Source organism: Kribbella sp. CA-253562 (genome assembly GCF_050942265.1).
Lineage (GTDB): Bacteria > Actinomycetota > Actinomycetes > Propionibacteriales > Kribbellaceae > Kribbella.
In genome coordinates, this window is the sequence record NZ_CP192049.1 from 6,809,267 (window position 1) to 6,827,340 (window position 18,074).

The window sequence follows — 18,074 nt, forward strand, 5'->3', positions numbered from 1 at the left end:
CGGTCAGCGCGCGATGCAGTCGGCCAGGTGGTCGTTGACGATCCCGGTCGCCTGCATCAGCGCGTAGGCCGTCGTCGGGCCGACGAACACGAAGCCCTTCTTCTTGAGCGCCTTGGCCATCGCGATCGACTCGGGCGTCGTCGCCGGGACGTCGGCCAGGGTCTTCGGCACCGACTGGTGGTCGGGCCGAAACGACCAGAGCAACTCGGTCAACTCCCCCGGCGCCAGCTCCAGCAGCGCCCGGGCGTTGGTGATCGCCGCGTTCACCTTCGCCCGGTTCCGGACGATGCCGACATCGCTCATCAGGCGGGCTTTGTCGTCTTCGCCGTACGCCGCGACCACCAGTGGATCGAAGTCGGCGAAGGCGCGGCGGAAGTTCTCCCGCTTGCGCAGGATCGTGATCCACGACAGCCCCGACTGGAAGCCCTCCAGCGTCATCCGCTCGAACAGCCCGCGGTCGTCGCGGATCTCCCGGCCCCACTCGTCGTCGTGGTAGGCGACGTACTCCGGCGCCGACACCGCCCAGTCACACCGGGGCCGCCCGTCGGCCCCCAGCACACTCACCGGGCTTGCCGCGGAACCACGTCGGGCGCCGCGCTGTGCCGACCGCGGGGGGCGGTGCCTGCTTCGTCGGTTGCCTCGGTGTCTTGCTGGGCGGTCTCGGGCTCGGTGGAGCCCTCTCCGGCGCCTTCAGGTTCGGCACTCACAGGCGCAGTTCTGTCTTCCACCGGCTCGCTCTGATCACCCAGCGGAGCCGGCGGCGGCGTGTGCTGGAACCAGGGCTCGGGCTCGGTCTGCGGCGTCGGGTCCGGTGCGGCGGCCTGTTGCGTCCCGAGCTGGTCCAAGGTCGCGGAGTACTCGTCGACCTCGCGGATCGGGTACTGCTCGGCCGACGCGTCCTTCGAGGTCTCGTCAGGTGACGGCAGGACGGGGTCAGGCGGAAGGATCGGCTCCGGCTCGGGCTCTGGGGGCAGCGCCGGCTCGGGCTCGCGCGGGAGTCCGGGCTCGGGCTGCGGCAGCACCGGGTCGGGCGGCAGCACGGGCTCGGGCTGCGACTGGGACCCATCGGCCCCGACGTCGGCCTGTGGTGCGGTGTCGACGTACGCGGGCGCGCTGGGCGGTTCCGGCAGCAGTTCAGGCTGCAGATCCGCGGTCGCTCCCGCCGGCAGCCCGGGCTCCGGCTGGGGGTCGGGGGCCGGGAAGTCGCCGCCGACGAGGATCGGCTTCTGGTAGCCGGTGTCGTCGAAGTCGGACAGGTCGTACTCGGCCCGCGACGTGAAGCCGGCACCTTCGGGGCCGTGCAGGATCGGGGTGACCGCGCGTTCGAGGTCGGCGATCCGGCGGTCGCGTTCGGCGACCTCGCGGCCGAGGCGCTCCAGCAGGTTGTCGACCTCGTCCATCCGGTAGCCGCGCAGCGCGACCGCGAACCGGGTGGTCGCGATGTCGTCGGACGACAGCGCCTGGCGGGCGGGTACGGACACGTCCGGCCGGTCGTCGTACGCCGTGCTCATCCCGCCCCAGCGCCCGGAGGCGACCACGGCGACAGCCCCGATCAGTACGACGACAACCAGCCCGAAGAACCACATCACGGGACCGATCGTGCCACGCCGGGGTGTACCCGCGCACAATCGGCGGGCATTTCCACCGCCGCGACGCCGGTCGTCAACTGCCGTCCGAGCCCAGCCGGTGCTGCTCACGCCGTTCGCGCGCCTCGGGGTTGTCGGCCTGGGCCACGTCGTGCGCGGCGGCGGCCGCGGCCTCCTCGGCGGCGGCGTCGGCCATCTCACCGGCCTTGACGATGTAGCTGACCGCTTCGTCGACGTCGTCGGTGATCGTGAACATGTCCAGGTCGGCCGCCGAGATCTTGCCGTCGGCAAGCATGGTCTCGCGCAGCCAGTCGGCCAGGCCACCCCAGTACGACGTACCGAACAGCACCACCGGGAACGACGTCACCTTGCGGGTCTGGGCCAGCGTGAGCGCCTCGAACAGCTCGTCCAGTGTGCCGAAGCCGCCGGGCATCACCACGAAGCCCTGCGCATACTTGACGAACATCGTCTTGCGGGTGAAGAAGTACCGGAAGTTCATCCCGATGTCGACCCACTCGTTCAGGCCGTTCTCGAAGGGCAGCTCGATGCCGAGCCCGACCGACACCCCGCCGGCCTCGGACGCGCCCTTGTTGGCCGCCTCCATCACGCCCGGCCCACCGCCGGTGATCACCGCGTAGCCGGCGCTGACCAGCTTGCGGCCGAACTCCTCCGCCGCGGCGTACATCGGGTCGTCCGGCCTGGTCCGCGCCGAGCCGAACACGCAGATCGCCGATCCGAGCTCGGCGAGCATGCCGAAGCCCTCGATGAACTCCGACTGGATCCGCAGCACCCGCCACGGGTCGGTGTGCACCCAGTCCGACGGGCCACGGCTGTCCAGCAGGCGCTGCTCGGAGGTCGAGTGCTGCACCTGGTTGCGCCGCATCACCACCGGTCCCCGCTGCTGGGACTGTGCCCGCTCTTGCGGACGGTCGGGATGGATCGAATCTGCCATGGCTCCAGATTAGTGCGGGCCACGGACACCGGCGGGCGCCACCGCGCCGCGGACTCAGGCTGTCAACCAGGTCCTCAGCCGCTGTTCACACTGCTCGATCTCCGCCTCCGGCACGTACTCCTCCTGTTTGTGCGCGAGCAACGGATCGCCCGGCCCGTAGTTCACCGCCGGTACACCGAGCAGCGTGAACCGCGCCACGTCCGTCCATCCGAACTTCGGCTGCGGCTCTCCCCCGACGACCTCGAGGAACGCCGCCGCCGCGGGCCGCTGCAGCCCCGGGAGACCACCCGGCGCGGAGTCGGTCACCACCACGTCGTACCCCTCGAAGACCTCGCGCAGGTGTGCTTCCGCCTCGGCCTCGGACCGGCTGGGCGCGAAGCGGTAGTTGACGGTCACCGTGCACAGATCCGGGACGACGTTGCCCGCGACGCCGCCGCTGATCGCGACAGCGCTGAGTCCCTCGCGATACTCCAGCCCGTCGATCGGCACCCGGCGCGGCTCGTACGCCGCGAGTCGCGCGAGCACGTCGCCCGCCGCGTGGATCGCGTTGGTGCCCATCCAGGAGCGGGCCGAGTGGGCGCGTTCGCCGTGGGTGCTGATCTCGATCCGCATCGTGCCCTGGCAGCCGGCTTCGACGACGGCGTTCGACGGCTCCATCACGACCGCGAACACGCCCTCGAGCAGCTCCGGGTTCGACTGCGACAGCTTGTAGAGACCGTTGCGCTCGGCCTCGATCTCCTCGCAGTCGTAGAACACGTAGGTCACGTCGCGGTTCGGCTCGGCCAGCGTCGCGGCCAGCCGCAGCCCGACGGCCACGCCGCCCTTCATGTCGCAGGCACCGAGCCCGTGGATCAGCCCGTCCGCGCGCCGCGTCGGCAGGTTCGCGTTCAGCGGCACGGTGTCCAGGTGCCCGGCGATCACGATCCGCTCGTGGCGGCCCAGATCGGTCCGCGCGACCACGGTGTTGCCGTGCCGGAACACCTTCAGATGCCCGTACGCCGACAACGCCGCCTCGACCGCGTCCGCGATCTCTTCCTCGGTCCCACTCACCGACGAGATGTTCACCAGCGCCTCGGCCAGGTCTGGGCTGGTTGCGGTCAGATCGAGCACGGTCATGGGGCCTCCCGGCCTGGACTGAGGAGTGGAGGGAGCGAAGCGACCGGAGCGACGAGGGAAGGCCGGGAGCCGAGGCCCCATGACCGCGCCGAGCCGGAGGCGAGGCAATTCAACTCTGCAGGAATACACAGAATTCGTTGCCCTCGGGATCGGCGCAGACATGCCAGCCGATCTGGTCGTCCTGGGCGCGCAGCAGTGTCGCACCCGCGTCGAGCACCGGCTGCAGCGCGTCGGCGGTGACGTCCCAGTGAATCCGGTTCTTCACCGTCTTCGGCTCCGGCACCGAGATGAACACCCAGTACTCGAACGGCAGCCCCGGCACGTTCTCCAGCCAGCAGTACGGCTTGCCCTCGCTGGACTTGAACTCGGCGCCGAGCAGGTCGGCCCACCACCGCGCCTGCCGCGCGGGATCGGCGGAGTCGACCACGATCTCCATCAACCGGTACGCCGGAACGCTGTCGCGCGGGAACCCGCAGAACTCGCCACCCTCCGGGTCCTCCATCACCGCCCAGCTCTGCTCGTCGGTGATCGGCGACTGCATCGTCGCGCCGAGCTTCTCCAGCGCGGCGATCGACTCGGTGTGCACGTCCAGGTGCACCCGCTGCTTCACCGTGCGCGGCTCGGGCACCGGGTTGATCCAGACCGTCTGCGTCGGTGAGTCCCCGCGGAGCGGCACCGGCTCGCCGGCCGGGTGATCCGCCGGAGCCGCCAACCCCAGCACCGTGCCCCAGAACTCGGCCATCGGACCGACGGAGTTCGCATCCACACACAAGTCTTTGAACCGAGCGATACTCATCGCTTCAGGTTAGTGGTTCGTTCTGCGGTAGTGCCGGTTGACGCGTTCGCGGTTGCCGCAGGTCGGTGAGCACCAGGTCTGGCGGGGATCGGCCTGCAGGAAGTACCGCACGCATCGCGCCGCCGGGCAGGCGCGCAGGCGGACCAGGTCGGGTCCGGTGAGGAAGTCGATCGCCGACCGCGCCACCGCCCCGGTCAGCAGGCGCACCGGATCGGAGCCGCGCGGCGACCAAGTGGTCGTCGGTGCAGTCGCGTCGTCCAGCCAGCTCAGCTGCGGCGCGCCCAGGTAGTCGGCCGTCCGGTTGAGTCGCCGCAACGCAGCGTCGGGATCCAGCGGCGCGGCGACCTCGGCCCGTTGCGGAGGCGCGGGCCGAACAGCCCGGGCGAACAGGTTCCGCACCACCACCCGCAGGTCGACCAGCGCCGGCCCGGCAGCTGCGGGTGAAGGAACGGCAGACCGTCCAAGGATCTCGGTCACAGACGGTGCGGCGCGCTCCAGCCACGCCTGCACGCCCGCGTCGTCGGCGAGCGTGTCGAGCAGACCACCGTGGCCGTCGTGGCGCACGGAGGCGGCGAGTTCTAGGGCGAGCACACCGGAAGTCTAATGGGATTTCCGGTTGCTGCCATGTGAACCCGTCCTTTAGGGTCCTAACGACAAACACCCGATCTGCCGTTAGGGAGTGCCATGCTGAAGCCCGAGGTACCGGCCGCGGTCGCGCGGTTGAACGACGTACTGGCCGGAGTCGACGAGGCGACGGTCCGGGAACCGTCGGGCCTGCCGGGCTGGTCGCGGGCGCACGTGATCGCGCACCTCACCAACTTCAGTGACGCGATGACGCGGCAGGTGGACGAGGCACGCGAAGGCCGGCTGGTCGAGTTCTACGACGGCGGCATGCCGGCGCGGAACGCAGGCATCGAGGCCGGTTCGACCCGATCGGCCGAGGAGCTGAAGCAGCAGGTCGGCCGGGCGACAGCGGGTCTGCTGGCCGCGTGGGAGAAGGTCGACGACTGGAGCCGCCCGGTGACCCACCGGAACGGCACCCTCGCCGACACCGTCTACACCGGCTGGCGCGAGATCACGATCCACACGGCCGATCTGGGGCTCGACCACGCGACGGTCGACGACTGGTCACAGGACTTCTGCCTGCACCTGCTCGACTTCCTGCGCCCGCGCGTGCCCGAGGGCACGCGGTTGGTCCTGCAGGCGCCCGGCGTCCGCTGGGAACACGGCGAGGGCGACGAGCGGGTGATCGAGGGCAAAGTCACCGACCTGACTGCCTGGATGGCGGGCCGGCAGCCCCGAGGCCCCCTGGTGGGAGAGCTCCCGGAGCTGTCGCCCTGGCCGTGACACCCCGGCCGGGCGGGGCCGGGGTGCCGATCAGTCGACGGTGAAGTCGTCCACCTGGATCCAGGTGTCGGTCCCCGGTCCGTCGAAGCCGGCGTACGCCGTCACCTCGTACACTCCCGCCGGGATCGTCACGGCCACCTCGTGACGGACGTAGCCGGTCGAGGGGCCGAACGTCTTCTCGCCGAGCACCGTGGACCCGTCGGCGCCGAGCCGTACGCCGAAGCGGCCCTGGCCGGCCGGTAGCCCCGCGGAGGCGTTGATCCAGGAACCGAAGGTGTAGCGCGTGCCGGGGACCACCGGCACCTTCTGGGTCAGCGCGCTCCACCCGGTCCCGGACGTCCGGATCCAGCCGTTGTTCGCGCCCGAGTGGGCGAAGCCGAGGCCGCGGTCGACCCCGTTGGCCGCCGGCCCTTCGGAGAGCCAGGCCGGCCTTCCGCTGCCGAACGCCTCGAATCCCCCATCGGCCAGCTGAACGGCGTACCGGACGGCGACCTCGGCGGCCGACGTGTAGCTCCGCGTCCCGCCCGGCAGGCCGATCACCCGGACGCCATCGGTCTCCACCGCGGGGAACGTCAACGTGTAGGTCTTGTTCGCACCGGCCGACACATCACCCGGGTACGCCGGGCTGACGGCCTGCGCGCCTACCTCGACCCAGGACCCGTCGCGCTTCACCTGGACTCGCGGCCGTCCGGTGAAGTACCCGCCCTCGGCCGACACCGCGCCGGAGGTGAAGTCGACCCGGTTGACCTTGTGCTTGGCCGGCCAGGTGTAGCCCCACCACGACGCGCCCTTCACCTCGTCGTCGAAGTCGCTCTCGCTGCCGGTCGTCGCCCCGTCGTTGAGCAACGCCAGGCTGCCCGACTTCGAGGACTTGGAGATCGCCACCGCGCCGGTCGACGGCGCGGCGAGGTTCGTGTCGCCGGGCAGATCCGTGGCCGACGTCCCGGTCGACGGAGTCAGCACCAGCTTGCGCAGGTTGAAGTTGTAGACCGACGTCCCGATCCCACCGCCGCCGCACGGGCAGACGTTGGCCTGCAGGTACATCGTCCTGCCGTCGGGCTGAACGAACTTGGACGGGATCGTCACGCCGTAGCCGCCGTACTTGGACGTCGACCAGGGATAACCGCCGAAGTCCTTGCTGAGGAAGTGCTTCCACGGTCCCCACGGGGTCGGCGACTCGTAGAACTCGAAGGTGTACTCGGTCCACGACGTGTAGACATATCGCTTCTGCTGCGGCAGGTACGTCGTACCGCCCTGACTGATCACGCTCAGGTTGCTTGCGTTGGTCCCGTAGGTCTGCGCGTACAGCCGCCGCTGGTCGGTCAGCACCGGACGCCGGTCGGCCACCTCGCGCGACCACTCCGGCTTGCCGCGATCGTTGCTACCGGCAAAGAACTCCCAGGCGCCGCGGTCCTGCACCTTCTGCTTCGGGACCCGGGCCAGGAAGACGCTCTGCGGATCGGCGACGGTGTCGTCGAAGGAGTCCCGCCAGTTGCCGTCCAGCCCGTAGGCGTACACGTAGCCGTCCGGCGCCGCCGCTCCGCCCTGCCCGAAGTCGGCGAACCAGATCGTGGTGAACGCGTGGCCGGAGAACATCGGCTTGCGCCGGTCCCAGGTCCAGGTCCGGCCGTGATCGACCGACTTGAGAATCGTCGCGGCCGGTACGTCGTTGAAGTCCAGCGCGAGGTCCTGCACCGCCAGGTACATCGTGTCGCCGACGCAGACCATGCCGGTCGGCTTGCGGTTGTAGCCCGCGCCGCTCCAGATCGAGCCGACCTGGTCGCCGCGGGAGATCGTCGTACCGGTGAGCGATCCGGGCTCGCCCTTGATCTCGCTGACCGCGATGTCGGCGAACTCGCCGTCGAGACTGAACCCCTTGCCGTCGCCGTTCGCGGAGTACAGGTTGCCGTTGCCGGCCCAGCACGACGGCCAGAGGTCGCCGTCGCTGCGGCTCGCCGTACCGGTGGACTCGACGGTCGCCGTCCCGACGTAGGTGCTCTCACCTCCGGCCGGTGCGGACGTCGCTGCGTGATCGGAGGTCAGGACGGCGGCGGACCCGAACACCAGCGGCAGAACAGCGAGCAGTGCCCCACGTTTCACGACGGATCTCCTACTTCAGGCCGGTGGTCTTCATCGCGTCGACCAGGCGTTTCTGGCCGGCGACGAACACGACGACGGTCGGGATCGCCGCGATCACCGCGGCGGCGAGGATCAGGTTCCAGGCCGAGGCGTACTGGCCCTGCAGGCCGGAGATGCCGAGCTGGACCACCCGGAGGTCCGGGTTGCGGGTGATGGTCAGCGGCCAGAGGAACGCGTTCCAGTTGGCCAGGAAGAACAGCACCGACAGCGAGGCCAGAACCGGGCGGCTGAGTGGCAGGATGACGCTCCAGTAGCGGCGCCAGTAGCCACAGCCGTCCAGGTCCGCGGCCTCCTCGAGCTCGCGCGGGATGTTCAGGTAGTACTGGCGCAGCAGGAAGATGCCGAAGGCATGGAAGATGCTCGGCACGATCAGTCCGGCGTAGCTGTCCAGCAGGCCGAGCTGCTTGGCGACCAGGAACAGCGGGACCAGGATCACCGGCAGCGACACCAGCAGCGTCGACATGATGCCGGAAAAGATGATCCCCCGACCGGGGAAGCGCAGCCGGGCCAGCGCGTAGGCCGCCATCGAGTGGAAGAAGAGCGCGATCACGGTCACCGCGACCGACACGATTGCGGAGTTCAGCAAGAACCTGGGCAGCGGGAACTTCAGCAGCACGTACTGCAGGTTGTCCAGCGTCCAGCTCGACGGCCAGCCGAACGAGAAGACGTCCTCGGCCGGCTTGAGCACGCTGAGCAGCACCCAGAGCAGCGGCGCGACGGCGACGATCGCGAGGATGTGCGCGATGATCGGCACGACTCTAGTCCTCATCGAAACGGCCTCCCTTCGTGAAGGCGAACATCAGGCCGGTGCAGAGCACGAGGATCGCCACCACCACGGTGGTCAGCGCCGCGGCGTACCCGAGGTTGTTGAAGGTGAAGGCCTGCTCGTAGATGTAGAGCACGACCGTGCTGGTGGCCCGGGCCGGGCCGCCCTTGGTGAGCACGAAGACCAGGTCGAAGGCCTGCAGCCCGGTGACCGCGCCGATGGTCGAGTTGACCACGACGAAGAAGCTGGTCGGCCGCATCAACGGCCAGATCACGAACCGGAACCGCTGCCAGGCCGACGCGCCGTCGATCTGCGCGGCGTCCTCGAGTTCGGCCGGCACGTCCTTCAGCCCGGCCAGCAGGACCAGCATCTGGTAGCCCATCACGAACCAGACGCTGATCACCACGTAGGTGCCGAGGGCAAGCGACGGCGTACCGAGGAACGACACGTCCCCCAGCCCGAACGGCGCCAGCAGCTTCGAGACCGCGCCGCGCTTGTCGACCAGCAAGAACTGCCAGATCAGGCCGACCACGACCAGGCTGACCACGTGCGGCAGGAAGAACGCCGAGCGGACCCAGCCGATGCCGCGGAAGTGGTTGCGGACCAGCATCGCCAGCCCGAAGCTGATCACGAACGCGATCGGCACGAAGCTCACGACGTAGATCGCGGTGATCTTCAGCGACGCCCAGAGCTGGTCGTCGCTGCCCATCAGCCGGTAGTTGGCCAGGCCGACGTACTGGTAGTTGCCGAACCCGTCGACCTTGAAGAACGCGACGCCGAGCGCGAGCACCATCGGAATGGCGACGAAGGCGAGCAGCCCGAGCAGGTCCGGCGCCAGGAACGCGTACGCCGCCAGCGCTTCGCGCCGTTTCCGGGTCATCGGGGTCTTGGGAGCCGCCGGTGGCCTGCGCACCGGCGGCTTGGACGGGGGCGCTGTCGTGGTGGCCATCAGCTGATGGGCGCGCCCTGGTAGGTCTTCAGGAACGTGTCGATCCGCTCGGCCGCGTCAGCCGCCGCCTTGCCCGGGTCGGACCCGTTCAGCTGGCAGGCCTGGATCGCGTCGGCGATCGGCTGGTAGACCTCCGGTGGGAACCGCGGCTCCGGCCGGCCGGTCGGGGCGATCTCGTCGACGAACTTCTTCAGTACGCCCTGCTCGAACGCGCCCTTGGCGTCGGCGGCCTGCTGGACCGACTTGCGCGGCGGCACGTTGGTCTTCACCACGGTGTTCCACTGCCGCTGCCGTTCGATGCCCTCGGCATCGGTCGAGCCGAGCGCCCAGGTGATGAACTTGGCCGCCGCCTCGGGGTTCTTGCCCTTGGAATTGGCCACGAACGCCCAGCCGCCGAGGTCGGTGGCCGGCTTGCCGCCGGGCGGTGTCGGCAGCGGGATGATGCCGTACTTGAACTTGGGCGCCTTGGCCCGCATGTCGGCGACCGCCCAGATCCCGCTCTGCTGCAGCGCGACCGCGCCCGAGCCGAGGTTGGACACGACGTCACCGCCGCCGTCACCGAGCGCCTTGCGGGGCGCGACCTTGTTCTGGATGGTGTCCTTCCAGAACTTCAGTGCCTGGACGGCGGCCGGCGAGTCGAAGGCGACCTTGCCGTCCTTGATCGGCGTACCGTCGCCCTGCCAGAGGAACGGGTACCAGGTGAAGTTCTGGTAGTAGCCGGGCAGCGTCTCGAACATCACGCCGTACCGGTCCTTGCCGGTGAGCTTCTCGGCCACCGCGAGCGTCTGCTCCCAGGTCTTCGGCAGGTCCGCCTCGGACAGGCCGGCCTTGGTGAAGGCGGCCTCGCTGTAGTACATCGCCAGCGGCTCGATCTCCATCGGCAGGCCGTAGACCTTGTCGTCGACCGACCGGGCCTCCAGCAGACCGGGCAGGTAGTCGGCCTTCGCCTCGTCCGGCAGCGCCGGGGACAAATCCTGCAGGACGCCGCCGTTGGCGTAGCGCAGGAAGTCGCCGGGGCTGATCAGGAAGATGTCCGGGCCCTCGCCGGACTGGAAGGCGGTCTGCAGGGTGGTCCCGTTCAGGTAGTCCTTGCCCGGGATGTAGCGCAGTTTGACCTTCACGTCGTTGTTGGCGTTCCACTGCTCGGCCACGTCGACGAACCACTTGCTCTGCGGACCGCCGTCGTCGGAGGGACCGTAGAAGTTCCAGAACGACATCTCTTTGCCGTTGCCTCCGCTGCCACCGTCACCTCCGCACGCGGTCAGCAGGGGGCCGCCGATCGCGGTCGCGGCCAGGGCGCCGAGACCGCCGCGCAGCACGGAACGCCGGCTGAGCGGCCTTTGCGGGAAGGGGTTTGCGGGCATGACGGGCTCCAGGGGTAGCGCACCGGGGGCGATCATCAGGAAATGGGCAATCGATTTCTCGCAATCTACGAGCGGAGGCCGGAACGGTCAAGACCACGGCGCCGGTGAGTTTGACCGGACATGACAACAGGCCTTGTTTTGCTCGGGTTGCAGGCGTTGACACTGCGTCCGGCCGCTGCCTACGCTTCGGAAATCGATTTCTGACACGAGACCGGAAAGCGGGTCGAGGATGCCAGTAGTGCCGAACCGTGCGGACCGCCCCACCGCCGAGCGGCAGCAGCTCGCCGACGAGGATCCGGGGGCCGCGCAGGTCGCGACCGTCGGCGCGGAGAGCACCGAACTCCCCCGTGACCTGGTCACCCGGGGACTGGCCGCGGCCCGCAGCGCGATCGAGACCGAGGCGGCAGCCGTCTCCGCGCTGGCCGACCGGCTGGACGGGGTGTTTCTCGACGTACTGACCGCGGTGGCCGGCTGCGAAGGGCATCTGGTCGTCACCGGGCTCGGCAAGTCCGGGCTGGTCGGCCGCAAGATCGCCGCGACGCTGGCCTCGACCGGGACCCCGGCCACCTTCATCCACGCCGGCGACGCGCTGCACGGCGACTCCGGCGCGGTGACGCCGCGCGATCTGGTGCTGGCGTTGTCGGCCTCGGGTGAAACGGCCGAAGTGTGCGCGTTCGCCCGGATGCTGTCCGAGCGGCAGATCCCGGTGATCGCCATGACCGGCAACGAGGAGTCGACGCTGGCGCGGCTGTCGACGTACACGCTGGACACGATGGTGCTGCGCGAGGCCGACCCGCTGAACCTGGCGCCCACCGCGTCGACCACCGCCGCGCTGGTGATGGGCGATGCGCTCGCGTGCGCGCTCGTCGTACTCCGGGAGTTCACGCACCACGACTTCGCCCGGTTCCATCCCTCGGGCGCACTCGGCCGGCGGCTGCTGGGCGGTGAGGCATGAGCCGGTACGACGTGTGCGTGCTCGGCTCGTTCATGAAGGATCTGGTCGCCAGTGCCGAGCGCCGGCCGTTGCCGGGTGAGACGTTGCACGGCACCGGGTTCGCGGAGTTCCTCGGCGGCAAGGGCGTGAACCAGGCGATCGCGGCGGCCCGGATGGGTGCGCGGACGGCGATCGTCGGCACGATCGGCGACGACCGGTACGGCGAGGAGTTCCTGGACCTGCTGGTGGCCGACGGCGTCGACGTCGACTGGGTGATCCGCCACCCCGAGCTCGGCACCGGGGTCGGGCTGCCGCTGGTGCTGCCGGACGGCAGCAACTCGATCATCATCGTGTCCCGCGCGAACGCGGCGATCACCCCGGCCGACATCGAGGCGGCCGGCGACGTGCTGACCGCCAGCCGAGTGCTCAGCGTCCAGCTCGAACTCCCGGTCGAGGCGAGCCGCGCTGCCCTCCGGCTCGCCTCGGCCGCGGGCGTCACCACGATCCTGACGCCGGCACCGGTCGGGCCGGTCGATCCCTCACTCACGGCGTACGTCGACATCCTGGTGCCGAACGAGGTGGAGGCCGCCGCGCTGACCGGTTTGGACTGCGACGACGAGTCGCAGGTCCCGATGATCGCGCGCAAGCTGGCCGACGAGTGGGACCTGCGCGGATGCGTGGTGACGCTGGGATCGCGCGGTGCTTACGTGCTGGATCGTCACGCAGGGGTCGAGTTGCGGGTGCCGCCGCATCGCGTCGCGACCGTGGACACCGTCGGGGCGGGCGACGCCTTCTGCGGCTCGCTCGCCGCGTCGCTGGCCGAGGGTGCTTCGCTGACGGACGCCGTACGGCTGGCGAATGCTTGTGGCGCGCTGTCCACCACGCTGAACGGAGCCGCTGCTTCGGCGCCGGACCGGGACGCGGCTTTGGCCCTGCTGGCGTCGTCGTCCGACGCGTTGGAGATCGATTCGCAGACGTTCGCCGCCGCGCCGCCTCAGCCGTGAGACCCTAGATGCCGTCCAGACGGCAGCTACGGATTGAGCGGCGGGGAGCGGGTATGACGACGATCTACGACGTCGCGCGTAGATCGGGCGTGTCCCCGGCCACCGTGTCGCGGGTGCTGAGCGGACGGCGCAACGTGGACCCCGAGCTGTCGGAGAAGGTCCGGGCCGCCGTCGCCGAGCTCGGCTACCGGCCCAACGGCGTCGCGCGCAACCTGCGCCGGGCCAGCACGAACCTGTGGGCCGTGGTGATCTCCGACATCGAGAACCCGTTCTTCACCTCGCTGGTGCGCGGACTCGAGGACGTCGCGCAGACCGAGGGCTACCACGTCGTCCTGTGCAACTCCGACGAGGACCCGGCCAAGGAAGCGGCGTACGCGTCGGCGGTGCTGACCGAGCAGATGGCCGGCGTGGTGATCTCGCCGACGTCGACCGCCGAGGGCGTGCGGCAGCTGGCCGAGGCGAAAACCCCGCTGGTGCTGATCGACCGCCGGGTCGAGGGCGTCGAGGCCGACACCGTCCTGGTCGACAACGAGCACGGCGCCGCCGAGGGCGTGAAGCACCTGATCGACGGCGGCTACCAGCGGATCGCCTGCATCACCGGCCCCCGCCGCGTCAGTACGGCGATGGACCGCCTCGCCGGTTACCGCGCGGCCCTGCGCAGCGGCGGCATCCGGTACGACAAGGACCTGGTCCGGCACGCCGACTTCCGCGAGGCCGGCGGCTACGCCGCGATGGAAAGCCTGCTGGACCTGCCCGAACCACCCGAGGCTCTGTTCGTCACCAACAACCTGATGACCGTCGGCGCCCTGGAGTGCCTGGCCAAGAAGGGCCTGCGCGCCCCCGACGACATCGCCGTCGTCGGCTTCGACGACATTCCCTGGGCCGACCTCGTCGTCCCCAGCCTCACCACCGTCGCCCAGCCCACCTACGAACTGGGCCGCACCGCAGGCCTGCTCCTCAAAGACCGCATCGCCGCCCCCGGCCGCCCCCCGTCCACCGTGACGCTCCGCACCGAACTCCACATCCGCGCTACGTCGGCCCCGAAGAAACCCCAGAAGAAGAAGTAACCGGCTTCGCGTGGCGGGGGTCGAAGGTGGGGACCCAGCGGGCCAGCCAGGTGCTGCCGGTGAGGGTGACGGTGCCGAGGGTGAGGGCGGCGGCGGTCAGGGGGAAGGCGAGGGTGATGGCGCCGATCAGGACCGGGCCGATGACGCTGCCGAACTCGGCGCAGAAGGTCCAGCCGGCCAGGAACTGGGCGCGGTGGCCGGGTGGGGCGGCGTCGGCGCCGAGGGTTTTGACGATGCCTGAGCCGAGGCCGTTGCCGACGGCCATCAGGATGCCGACGGCGAGCAGGCCGGCGAAGCTGGTGGAGATGGGCAGGGTGAGCGTGCCGAGGCCCAGGACGACGGTGGCGGGGACCGCGATCCAGACTCGGCCCAGGCGGTCCATCACGACGCCGGCGGGGTAGAACAGCAGCATCTCGATGCCGTTGGTGATGCCGAAGACGATCGAGGTGTCGGTGGCCGACAGGCCGAGATGCTCGCCCCACAAGGGGATCAGGCTGGTGCGCGCGGCGCGGGCGACGGCGATGACGAAGACGCCGGTGCCGAGGGTGAGGAAAGTGCGACGGTGATCCCAGAGGACTTGCTTGAGGGGTAGGCGTTCGACGTGCAGCGGAGCGTGCGCGCCTTGCGGTTCGCCCGCGGCGAGCAGGACGACGACCGCGCCGACCGAGCCCGCGACGCCGACGCCGTACGCGCCGGTCATGCCCCAGTGGTGACCCGCGAACGCACCGAGGAACGGGCCGACGAACAGGCCGATCCGGCTCACGCCGCCGAGCGTGGACAGGGCGCGGGCCCGCAGTTCGACCGGGACGACTTCGGTGACGTACGACTGCCGGGCCAGGCTGAAGACGGCGCCGGCCAGGCCCGCGACGAGCAGGGCGAGGCCGAGCAGCCACGGCGTACGGACGACCATGGCGGCGCACCACGCGAGCGCGCTGACGACGGCTGCGACCAGCAAGGCACGGCGTTCACCGATCCGTACGACGAGCGCGCCGGCCGGCAGTGAGCCGGCGAACTGCCCGATGCCGAGCACTCCGACCAGGAACGCGGCGAAGCCGACCGAAGCGCCCAGGTGCAGCGCCGACAACGCGACGACGGGCAGCACCGCGCCCTGACCGACGGCGTTGAGCACGGTCGGCCCGAACGCCGGCACCGCGATCCGCCAGAGGCTGAAGCCTGGCATTGCCCTCCTCGAAGTATCTCGACATCAAGATACACGAGGGCGAGAGAGTGTGTCAGTGCGGAGGCGGCGGCGGGGTGTGGCCGGCACGGATCCACCGGACGTAGTCGAGAGCGCTCACTGCCGGCGGCCGGACCTGCAACCCGGCGGCGATGGCCCGGTCGTTGGCGAGCTGGAAGGTTCCGTCGTTCGAGCCGTCGCGGGGCAGGTGGAAGCGGTCCACCTCCGGCTCCCAGTCCACCGCCGGCTCCCCCGGTACGACGGACCGCCACGCGTCCAGCAGGTCCCGCATCGTCCACGTCTCGCTGACCGCGGTGAACGGTCCGGCCAGCCGCTTCGCCGTGACCAGCAGCAGGAAGTCGGCCAGGTCGCGCGCGTCGAGCCACTGGATCGGTTGATCGGGCCGCGCCGCGCACTCCAAGGTCCCACCGGACGCGAGCGCCTGGCCCCAGTTGCCGAAGTCGGGGTTGTACGGGCCGACGACGAAGCCGGAGCGGATCGCGGCGGTGCGTTCGCCGTACAGGTCGGTCAGGAGTTGCTCGCAGCGGACCTTCGACGGGCCGTAGAGGTCCATCGTGAACTCGTCCTCGGGGGCGTTCGATGGCCAGGGCAACAACTCGGCGTCCTCGGTCTGGCCGGGCGTACGCCGGTCGGCGTAGACCGCGATCGACGACATGAACGTGTAGTGGCCGGCCCGGTCGCGCAGGACTTCGGCGCTGCGGCGTACGTCGCGGATCAGGAAGCCGGACATGTCGATCACGCCGTCCCACTCCCCCAAGCCCAGGGCAGCGGGATCAGCTCGCTCGCCGACGATCCGATCGACGTCGGGGAACAGCTCCGGCGCGGTCAGGCCGCGGTTGAACAGCGTGACCTGATGACCGTCGCCCAGGGCGGCTTCGACGACGTGGCGGCCGAGGTTCTTGGTTCCGCCGAGTACGAGCAGCTTCACGAGAGCTGGTCCAGCAGCCCGTCGAGCTCCTCGAGCAGCGGGTCGATCCAGTCCTTCGACGACGGCACGGTGTGCACGCCTTCCTCGATCACCCAGGCCAGGGCGCGCAGGCTGAAACCGCAGCCTCCGATCAGCACCTGGCGCTCGACCAGCTCGCGGTCCGCGCCGGCCGCGTCGCAGTACCGGCTGACGAGCAGATCGCGATCGTGGCCGAAGGCAACGGCTTCGCGGATCAGCGTGTAGAGGTCGGGCAGCTGCGGGGCCAGGTAGGTCAGCGGCCAGTCGATCGCGGTCCAGCGGCTGCCGTCGGTGACCAGATTCTTGCCGACGTAGTCGCCGTGGACGACACCCGGCCGGACTGTGCGATGCAGCTCGGCCAGCGCCGGGCGCAACCGCCGCTCGACCTTCTGCTCGAATCCCGCCGGAGCCCGTGCAGCGACTCGGGCCGCCAGCTCCGACAACCGCTCCGGGCCGAACTCGCTGTCCCCCTCGACCTCGACCGCGCGGATCCGCGCCAGCAGTTCGGTCGCCGCCAGATAGCCGTCCAGGCTCGGCTCCTGCTCCAGGGTCACCCGGCCGACGTCGGCCAGCACCAGCAGCACCGCGCCGTCCAGCCGGACCAGCTCGAACAGCTCCGGCGCCGGCAGCCGCAACGGCCGCACGATCCGCTCGTACGCCGCCCCCTCGGTGCTCTGGGCGTCGCTCCCCCGCTTCACGATCACGCTGCGCAGTCCGTACGACAAACGCCAGACCTCCGACGATCCCCAGCGCCGCAGCACCTCCGCGCCGAGTTCGTCCCGCGCCGGGGCCCCGGTCGCCTTCAGCACGGCCGGTTCGACGGCCTCGATCCATACCGGCAGCACCACAACTCCTTTCCGCTCAGCCAGCCAGTAGACCACCTGGTGTCCGCATCTCGCGCACCAATTAGAACGCGCCGGGCCGGTCTGGCAGGCTTTGCGGCATGACTGAGACTGCCGCGCACGCCTGGGGCTTCGGCCTCGCCACCGTCACCGAGTCCGGCTCGGTGCTCGACGTCTGGTACCCGGCCCCCGCGCTGGGCGCCGCGCCGGAGGACGTGAAGGCGCCGGCCGAGCTGATCGCTGCCGAGGGCAACGACGATCTGCGCAAGGTCCGCCGGGAGGTGGTCAAGGCCGAGATCGCGCTGGACGCCGCCCCGGCCGGTACGGCGGACGCCTACCTACGCCTGCACCTGCTCTCGCACCGGCTGGTCCGCCCGCACGGCGTGAACCTGGACGGTATCTTCGCCGCCCTGCCGAACAACGCCTGGACGTCGCACGGCCCGGTCCCGGTCGACCAGGTCGAGCAGGTCCGGCTGCGCGCGCGGGCCGCCGGGTTGCACCTGTCGGTGACCAGTGTCGACAAGTTCCCGCGGATGACCGACTACGTCGTACCGTCCGGGGTCCGGATCGGTGACGCGGACCGGGTCCGCCTGGGCGCGCACCTGGCCGAAGGCACGACGGTGATGCACGAGGGCTTCGTCAACTTCAACGCCGGCACGCTGGGCACCTCGATGGTGGAGGGCCGGATCGTGGCCGGGGTCGTGGTCGACGACGGCAGCGACATCGGCGCCGGCGCGTCGATCATGGGCACGCTGTCCGGTGGCGGCAAGCAGGTCGTCTCGATCGGCAAGCGCTGCCTGCTCGGCGCCAACGGCGGCATCGGCATCTCGCTCGGCGACGACTGCGTGGTCGAGGCCGGACTGTATGTGACGGCCGGCACCAAGGTGACGCTGCCGGACGGAAGCGTGGTCAAGGCGCGTGAGCTGTCCGGCCAGCCGGGACTGCTCTACCTGCGCAACTCGGTCACCGGTGCGGTCGAGGCGCGGCCGCGGCAGGGCGAGGGCATCACGCTCAACGAGGCCCTGCACGCCAACGCGTGATCCTACTTTCTGACGATTCTCCCCCGTC

General features: G+C 70.2%; 18 protein-coding genes. 5 read left to right on the forward strand and 13 right to left on the reverse strand.

What is annotated here, in order from left to right; all coding sequences use genetic code 11:
• Nucleotides 1-3: 3 nt before the first annotated feature.
• The 6 genes from ACQPXM_RS32035 to ACQPXM_RS32060 all read right to left on the reverse strand — a co-directional run bounded on the left by ACQPXM_RS32035 (nt 4) and on the right by ACQPXM_RS32060 (nt 5,041).
• Nucleotides 4-564: a DNA-3-methyladenine glycosylase I gene (locus ACQPXM_RS32035; protein WP_432940618.1), complete on the reverse strand. Its 561-nt coding sequence runs from the start codon at nt 562-564 to the stop codon at nt 4-6.
• On the reverse strand, nt 561-1,586 hold the full coding sequence (locus ACQPXM_RS32040) for a DivIVA domain-containing protein (RefSeq protein ID WP_432951130.1): 1,026 nt from the start codon (nt 1,584-1,586) through the stop codon (nt 561-563). Before ACQPXM_RS32040 ends, ACQPXM_RS32035 begins: the two co-directional genes overlap by 4 nt.
• Before the next feature lie 76 nt (nt 1,587-1,662).
• Nucleotides 1,663-2,538: a TIGR00730 family Rossman fold protein gene (locus ACQPXM_RS32045; protein ID WP_432940621.1), complete on the reverse strand. Its 876-nt coding sequence runs from the start codon at nt 2,536-2,538 to the stop codon at nt 1,663-1,665.
• 54 nt (nt 2,539-2,592) lie between these two features.
• The gene (dapE, locus tag ACQPXM_RS32050; RefSeq protein ID WP_432940623.1) at nt 2,593-3,654 is read right to left on the reverse strand and encodes a succinyl-diaminopimelate desuccinylase; all 1,062 of its coding nucleotides are present in this window, start codon (nt 3,652-3,654) and stop codon (nt 2,593-2,595) included.
• Between the two features lie 109 nt (nt 3,655-3,763).
• Nucleotides 3,764-4,450 (reverse strand): VOC family protein, encoded by a 687-nt coding sequence (locus ACQPXM_RS32055; RefSeq protein ID WP_432940626.1) that lies wholly within the window; start codon nt 4,448-4,450, stop codon nt 3,764-3,766.
• 9 nt (nt 4,451-4,459) lie between these two features.
• Entirely contained in the window at nt 4,460-5,041 is a 582-nt protein-coding gene (locus ACQPXM_RS32060; RefSeq protein ID WP_432940629.1) for a CGNR zinc finger domain-containing protein, read from the reverse strand.
• 93 nt (nt 5,042-5,134) lie between these two features.
• Between ACQPXM_RS32060 and ACQPXM_RS32065 the strand changes: the two genes are divergently transcribed.
• The gene (locus ACQPXM_RS32065) at nt 5,135-5,797 is read left to right on the forward strand and encodes a maleylpyruvate isomerase family mycothiol-dependent enzyme (protein ID WP_432940632.1); all 663 of its coding nucleotides are present in this window, start codon (nt 5,135-5,137) and stop codon (nt 5,795-5,797) included.
• A 30-nt stretch (nt 5,798-5,827) separates the two neighbouring features.
• Here the strand turns inward: ACQPXM_RS32065 and ACQPXM_RS32070 are convergent, their stop codons facing one another.
• From ACQPXM_RS32070 to ACQPXM_RS32085, 4 genes are read right to left on the reverse strand one after another with little or no spacing between them, the layout of a single operon-like run.
• Nucleotides 5,828-7,897 carry a DUF4185 domain-containing protein gene (locus tag ACQPXM_RS32070; RefSeq protein WP_432940634.1) on the reverse strand — a complete coding sequence of 690 codons (2,070 nt, stop codon included), beginning with the start codon at nt 7,895-7,897 and terminating at the stop codon, nt 5,828-5,830.
• 10 nt (nt 7,898-7,907) lie between these two features.
• Complete coding sequence (locus tag ACQPXM_RS32075) at nt 7,908-8,705, reverse strand: carbohydrate ABC transporter permease (RefSeq protein WP_432940637.1); 798 nt, start codon at nt 8,703-8,705, stop codon at nt 7,908-7,910.
• Nucleotides 8,695-9,651: a carbohydrate ABC transporter permease gene (locus ACQPXM_RS32080; RefSeq protein WP_432940640.1), complete on the reverse strand. Its 957-nt coding sequence runs from the start codon at nt 9,649-9,651 to the stop codon at nt 8,695-8,697. Before ACQPXM_RS32080 ends, ACQPXM_RS32075 begins: the two co-directional genes overlap by 11 nt.
• Nucleotides 9,651-11,015 (reverse strand): extracellular solute-binding protein, encoded by a 1,365-nt coding sequence (locus ACQPXM_RS32085; protein WP_432940643.1) that lies wholly within the window; start codon nt 11,013-11,015, stop codon nt 9,651-9,653. The genes ACQPXM_RS32080 and ACQPXM_RS32085 overlap by 1 nt, the downstream gene beginning before the upstream one ends.
• A gap of 238 nt (nt 11,016-11,253) precedes the next feature.
• Here ACQPXM_RS32085 and ACQPXM_RS32090 point away from each other — a divergent pair, with 238 nt between their 5' ends.
• From ACQPXM_RS32090 to ACQPXM_RS32100, 3 genes are read left to right on the forward strand one after another with little or no spacing between them, the layout of a single operon-like run.
• The gene (locus tag ACQPXM_RS32090) at nt 11,254-11,970 is read left to right on the forward strand and encodes a KpsF/GutQ family sugar-phosphate isomerase (RefSeq protein WP_432940646.1); all 717 of its coding nucleotides are present in this window, start codon (nt 11,254-11,256) and stop codon (nt 11,968-11,970) included.
• A complete protein-coding gene (locus tag ACQPXM_RS32095; RefSeq protein WP_432940649.1) occupies nt 11,967-12,953 on the forward strand; it encodes a ribokinase in 987 nt (328 codons plus the stop codon). Before ACQPXM_RS32090 ends, ACQPXM_RS32095 begins: the two co-directional genes overlap by 4 nt.
• A gap of 53 nt (nt 12,954-13,006) precedes the next feature.
• Complete coding sequence (locus tag ACQPXM_RS32100) at nt 13,007-14,020, forward strand: LacI family DNA-binding transcriptional regulator (RefSeq protein WP_432940652.1); 1,014 nt, start codon at nt 13,007-13,009, stop codon at nt 14,018-14,020.
• Here ACQPXM_RS32100 and ACQPXM_RS32105 read toward each other — a convergent pair.
• The 3 genes from ACQPXM_RS32105 to ACQPXM_RS32115 are packed head-to-tail and all read right to left on the reverse strand — an operon-like array spanning nt 13,983 to nt 17,009.
• Complete coding sequence (locus tag ACQPXM_RS32105) at nt 13,983-15,200, reverse strand: MFS transporter (protein ID WP_432940655.1); 1,218 nt, start codon at nt 15,198-15,200, stop codon at nt 13,983-13,985. The genes ACQPXM_RS32100 and ACQPXM_RS32105 overlap by 38 nt on opposite strands.
• Nucleotides 15,201-15,252: 52 nt before the next feature.
• Nucleotides 15,253-16,146, reverse strand: a complete 894-nt coding sequence (locus tag ACQPXM_RS32110) for an NAD-dependent dehydratase (protein ID WP_432940658.1) — start codon at nt 16,144-16,146, stop codon at nt 15,253-15,255.
• The gene (locus ACQPXM_RS32115) at nt 16,143-17,009 is read right to left on the reverse strand and encodes a phosphotransferase family protein (RefSeq protein ID WP_432940660.1); all 867 of its coding nucleotides are present in this window, start codon (nt 17,007-17,009) and stop codon (nt 16,143-16,145) included. Before ACQPXM_RS32115 ends, ACQPXM_RS32110 begins: the two co-directional genes overlap by 4 nt.
• Nucleotides 17,010-17,107: 98 nt before the next feature.
• On the opposite strand from ACQPXM_RS32115, the gene dapD reads away from it, so the two are divergent.
• A complete protein-coding gene (gene dapD, locus ACQPXM_RS32120; RefSeq protein WP_432940663.1) occupies nt 17,108-18,046 on the forward strand; it encodes a 2,3,4,5-tetrahydropyridine-2,6-dicarboxylate N-succinyltransferase in 939 nt (312 codons plus the stop codon).
• Nucleotides 18,047-18,074: the final 28 nt, after the last annotated feature.

What these genes read in the sequence shown, in the direction of transcription:
- ACQPXM_RS32040 (WP_432951130.1), bottom strand. Translation starts at nt 1,586, where the DNA reads ATGTGGTTCTTCGGGCTGGTTGTCGTCGTACTGATCGGGGCTGTCGCC.
- ACQPXM_RS32095 (WP_432940649.1), top strand. Translation starts at nt 11,967, where the DNA reads ATGAGCCGGTACGACGTGTGCGTGCTCGGCTCGTTCATGAAGGATCTG.
- ACQPXM_RS32045 (WP_432940621.1), bottom strand. Translation starts at nt 2,538, where the DNA reads ATGGCAGATTCGATCCATCCCGACCGTCCGCAAGAGCGGGCACAGTCC.
- ACQPXM_RS32105 (WP_432940655.1), bottom strand. Translation starts at nt 15,200, where the DNA reads ATGCCAGGCTTCAGCCTCTGGCGGATCGCGGTGCCGGCGTTCGGGCCG.
- dapD (WP_432940663.1), top strand. Translation starts at nt 17,108, where the DNA reads ATGACTGAGACTGCCGCGCACGCCTGGGGCTTCGGCCTCGCCACCGTC.
- ACQPXM_RS32055 (WP_432940626.1), bottom strand. Translation starts at nt 4,450, where the DNA reads ATGAGTATCGCTCGGTTCAAAGACTTGTGTGTGGATGCGAACTCCGTC.
- ACQPXM_RS32100 (WP_432940652.1), top strand. Translation starts at nt 13,007, where the DNA reads ATGACGACGATCTACGACGTCGCGCGTAGATCGGGCGTGTCCCCGGCC.
- ACQPXM_RS32085 (WP_432940643.1), bottom strand. Translation starts at nt 11,015, where the DNA reads ATGCCCGCAAACCCCTTCCCGCAAAGGCCGCTCAGCCGGCGTTCCGTG.
- ACQPXM_RS32080 (WP_432940640.1), bottom strand. Translation starts at nt 9,651, where the DNA reads ATGGCCACCACGACAGCGCCCCCGTCCAAGCCGCCGGTGCGCAGGCCA.
- ACQPXM_RS32075 (WP_432940637.1), bottom strand. Translation starts at nt 8,705, where the DNA reads ATGAGGACTAGAGTCGTGCCGATCATCGCGCACATCCTCGCGATCGTC.
- ACQPXM_RS32065 (WP_432940632.1), top strand. Translation starts at nt 5,135, where the DNA reads ATGCTGAAGCCCGAGGTACCGGCCGCGGTCGCGCGGTTGAACGACGTA.
- dapE (WP_432940623.1), bottom strand. Translation starts at nt 3,654, where the DNA reads ATGACCGTGCTCGATCTGACCGCAACCAGCCCAGACCTGGCCGAGGCG.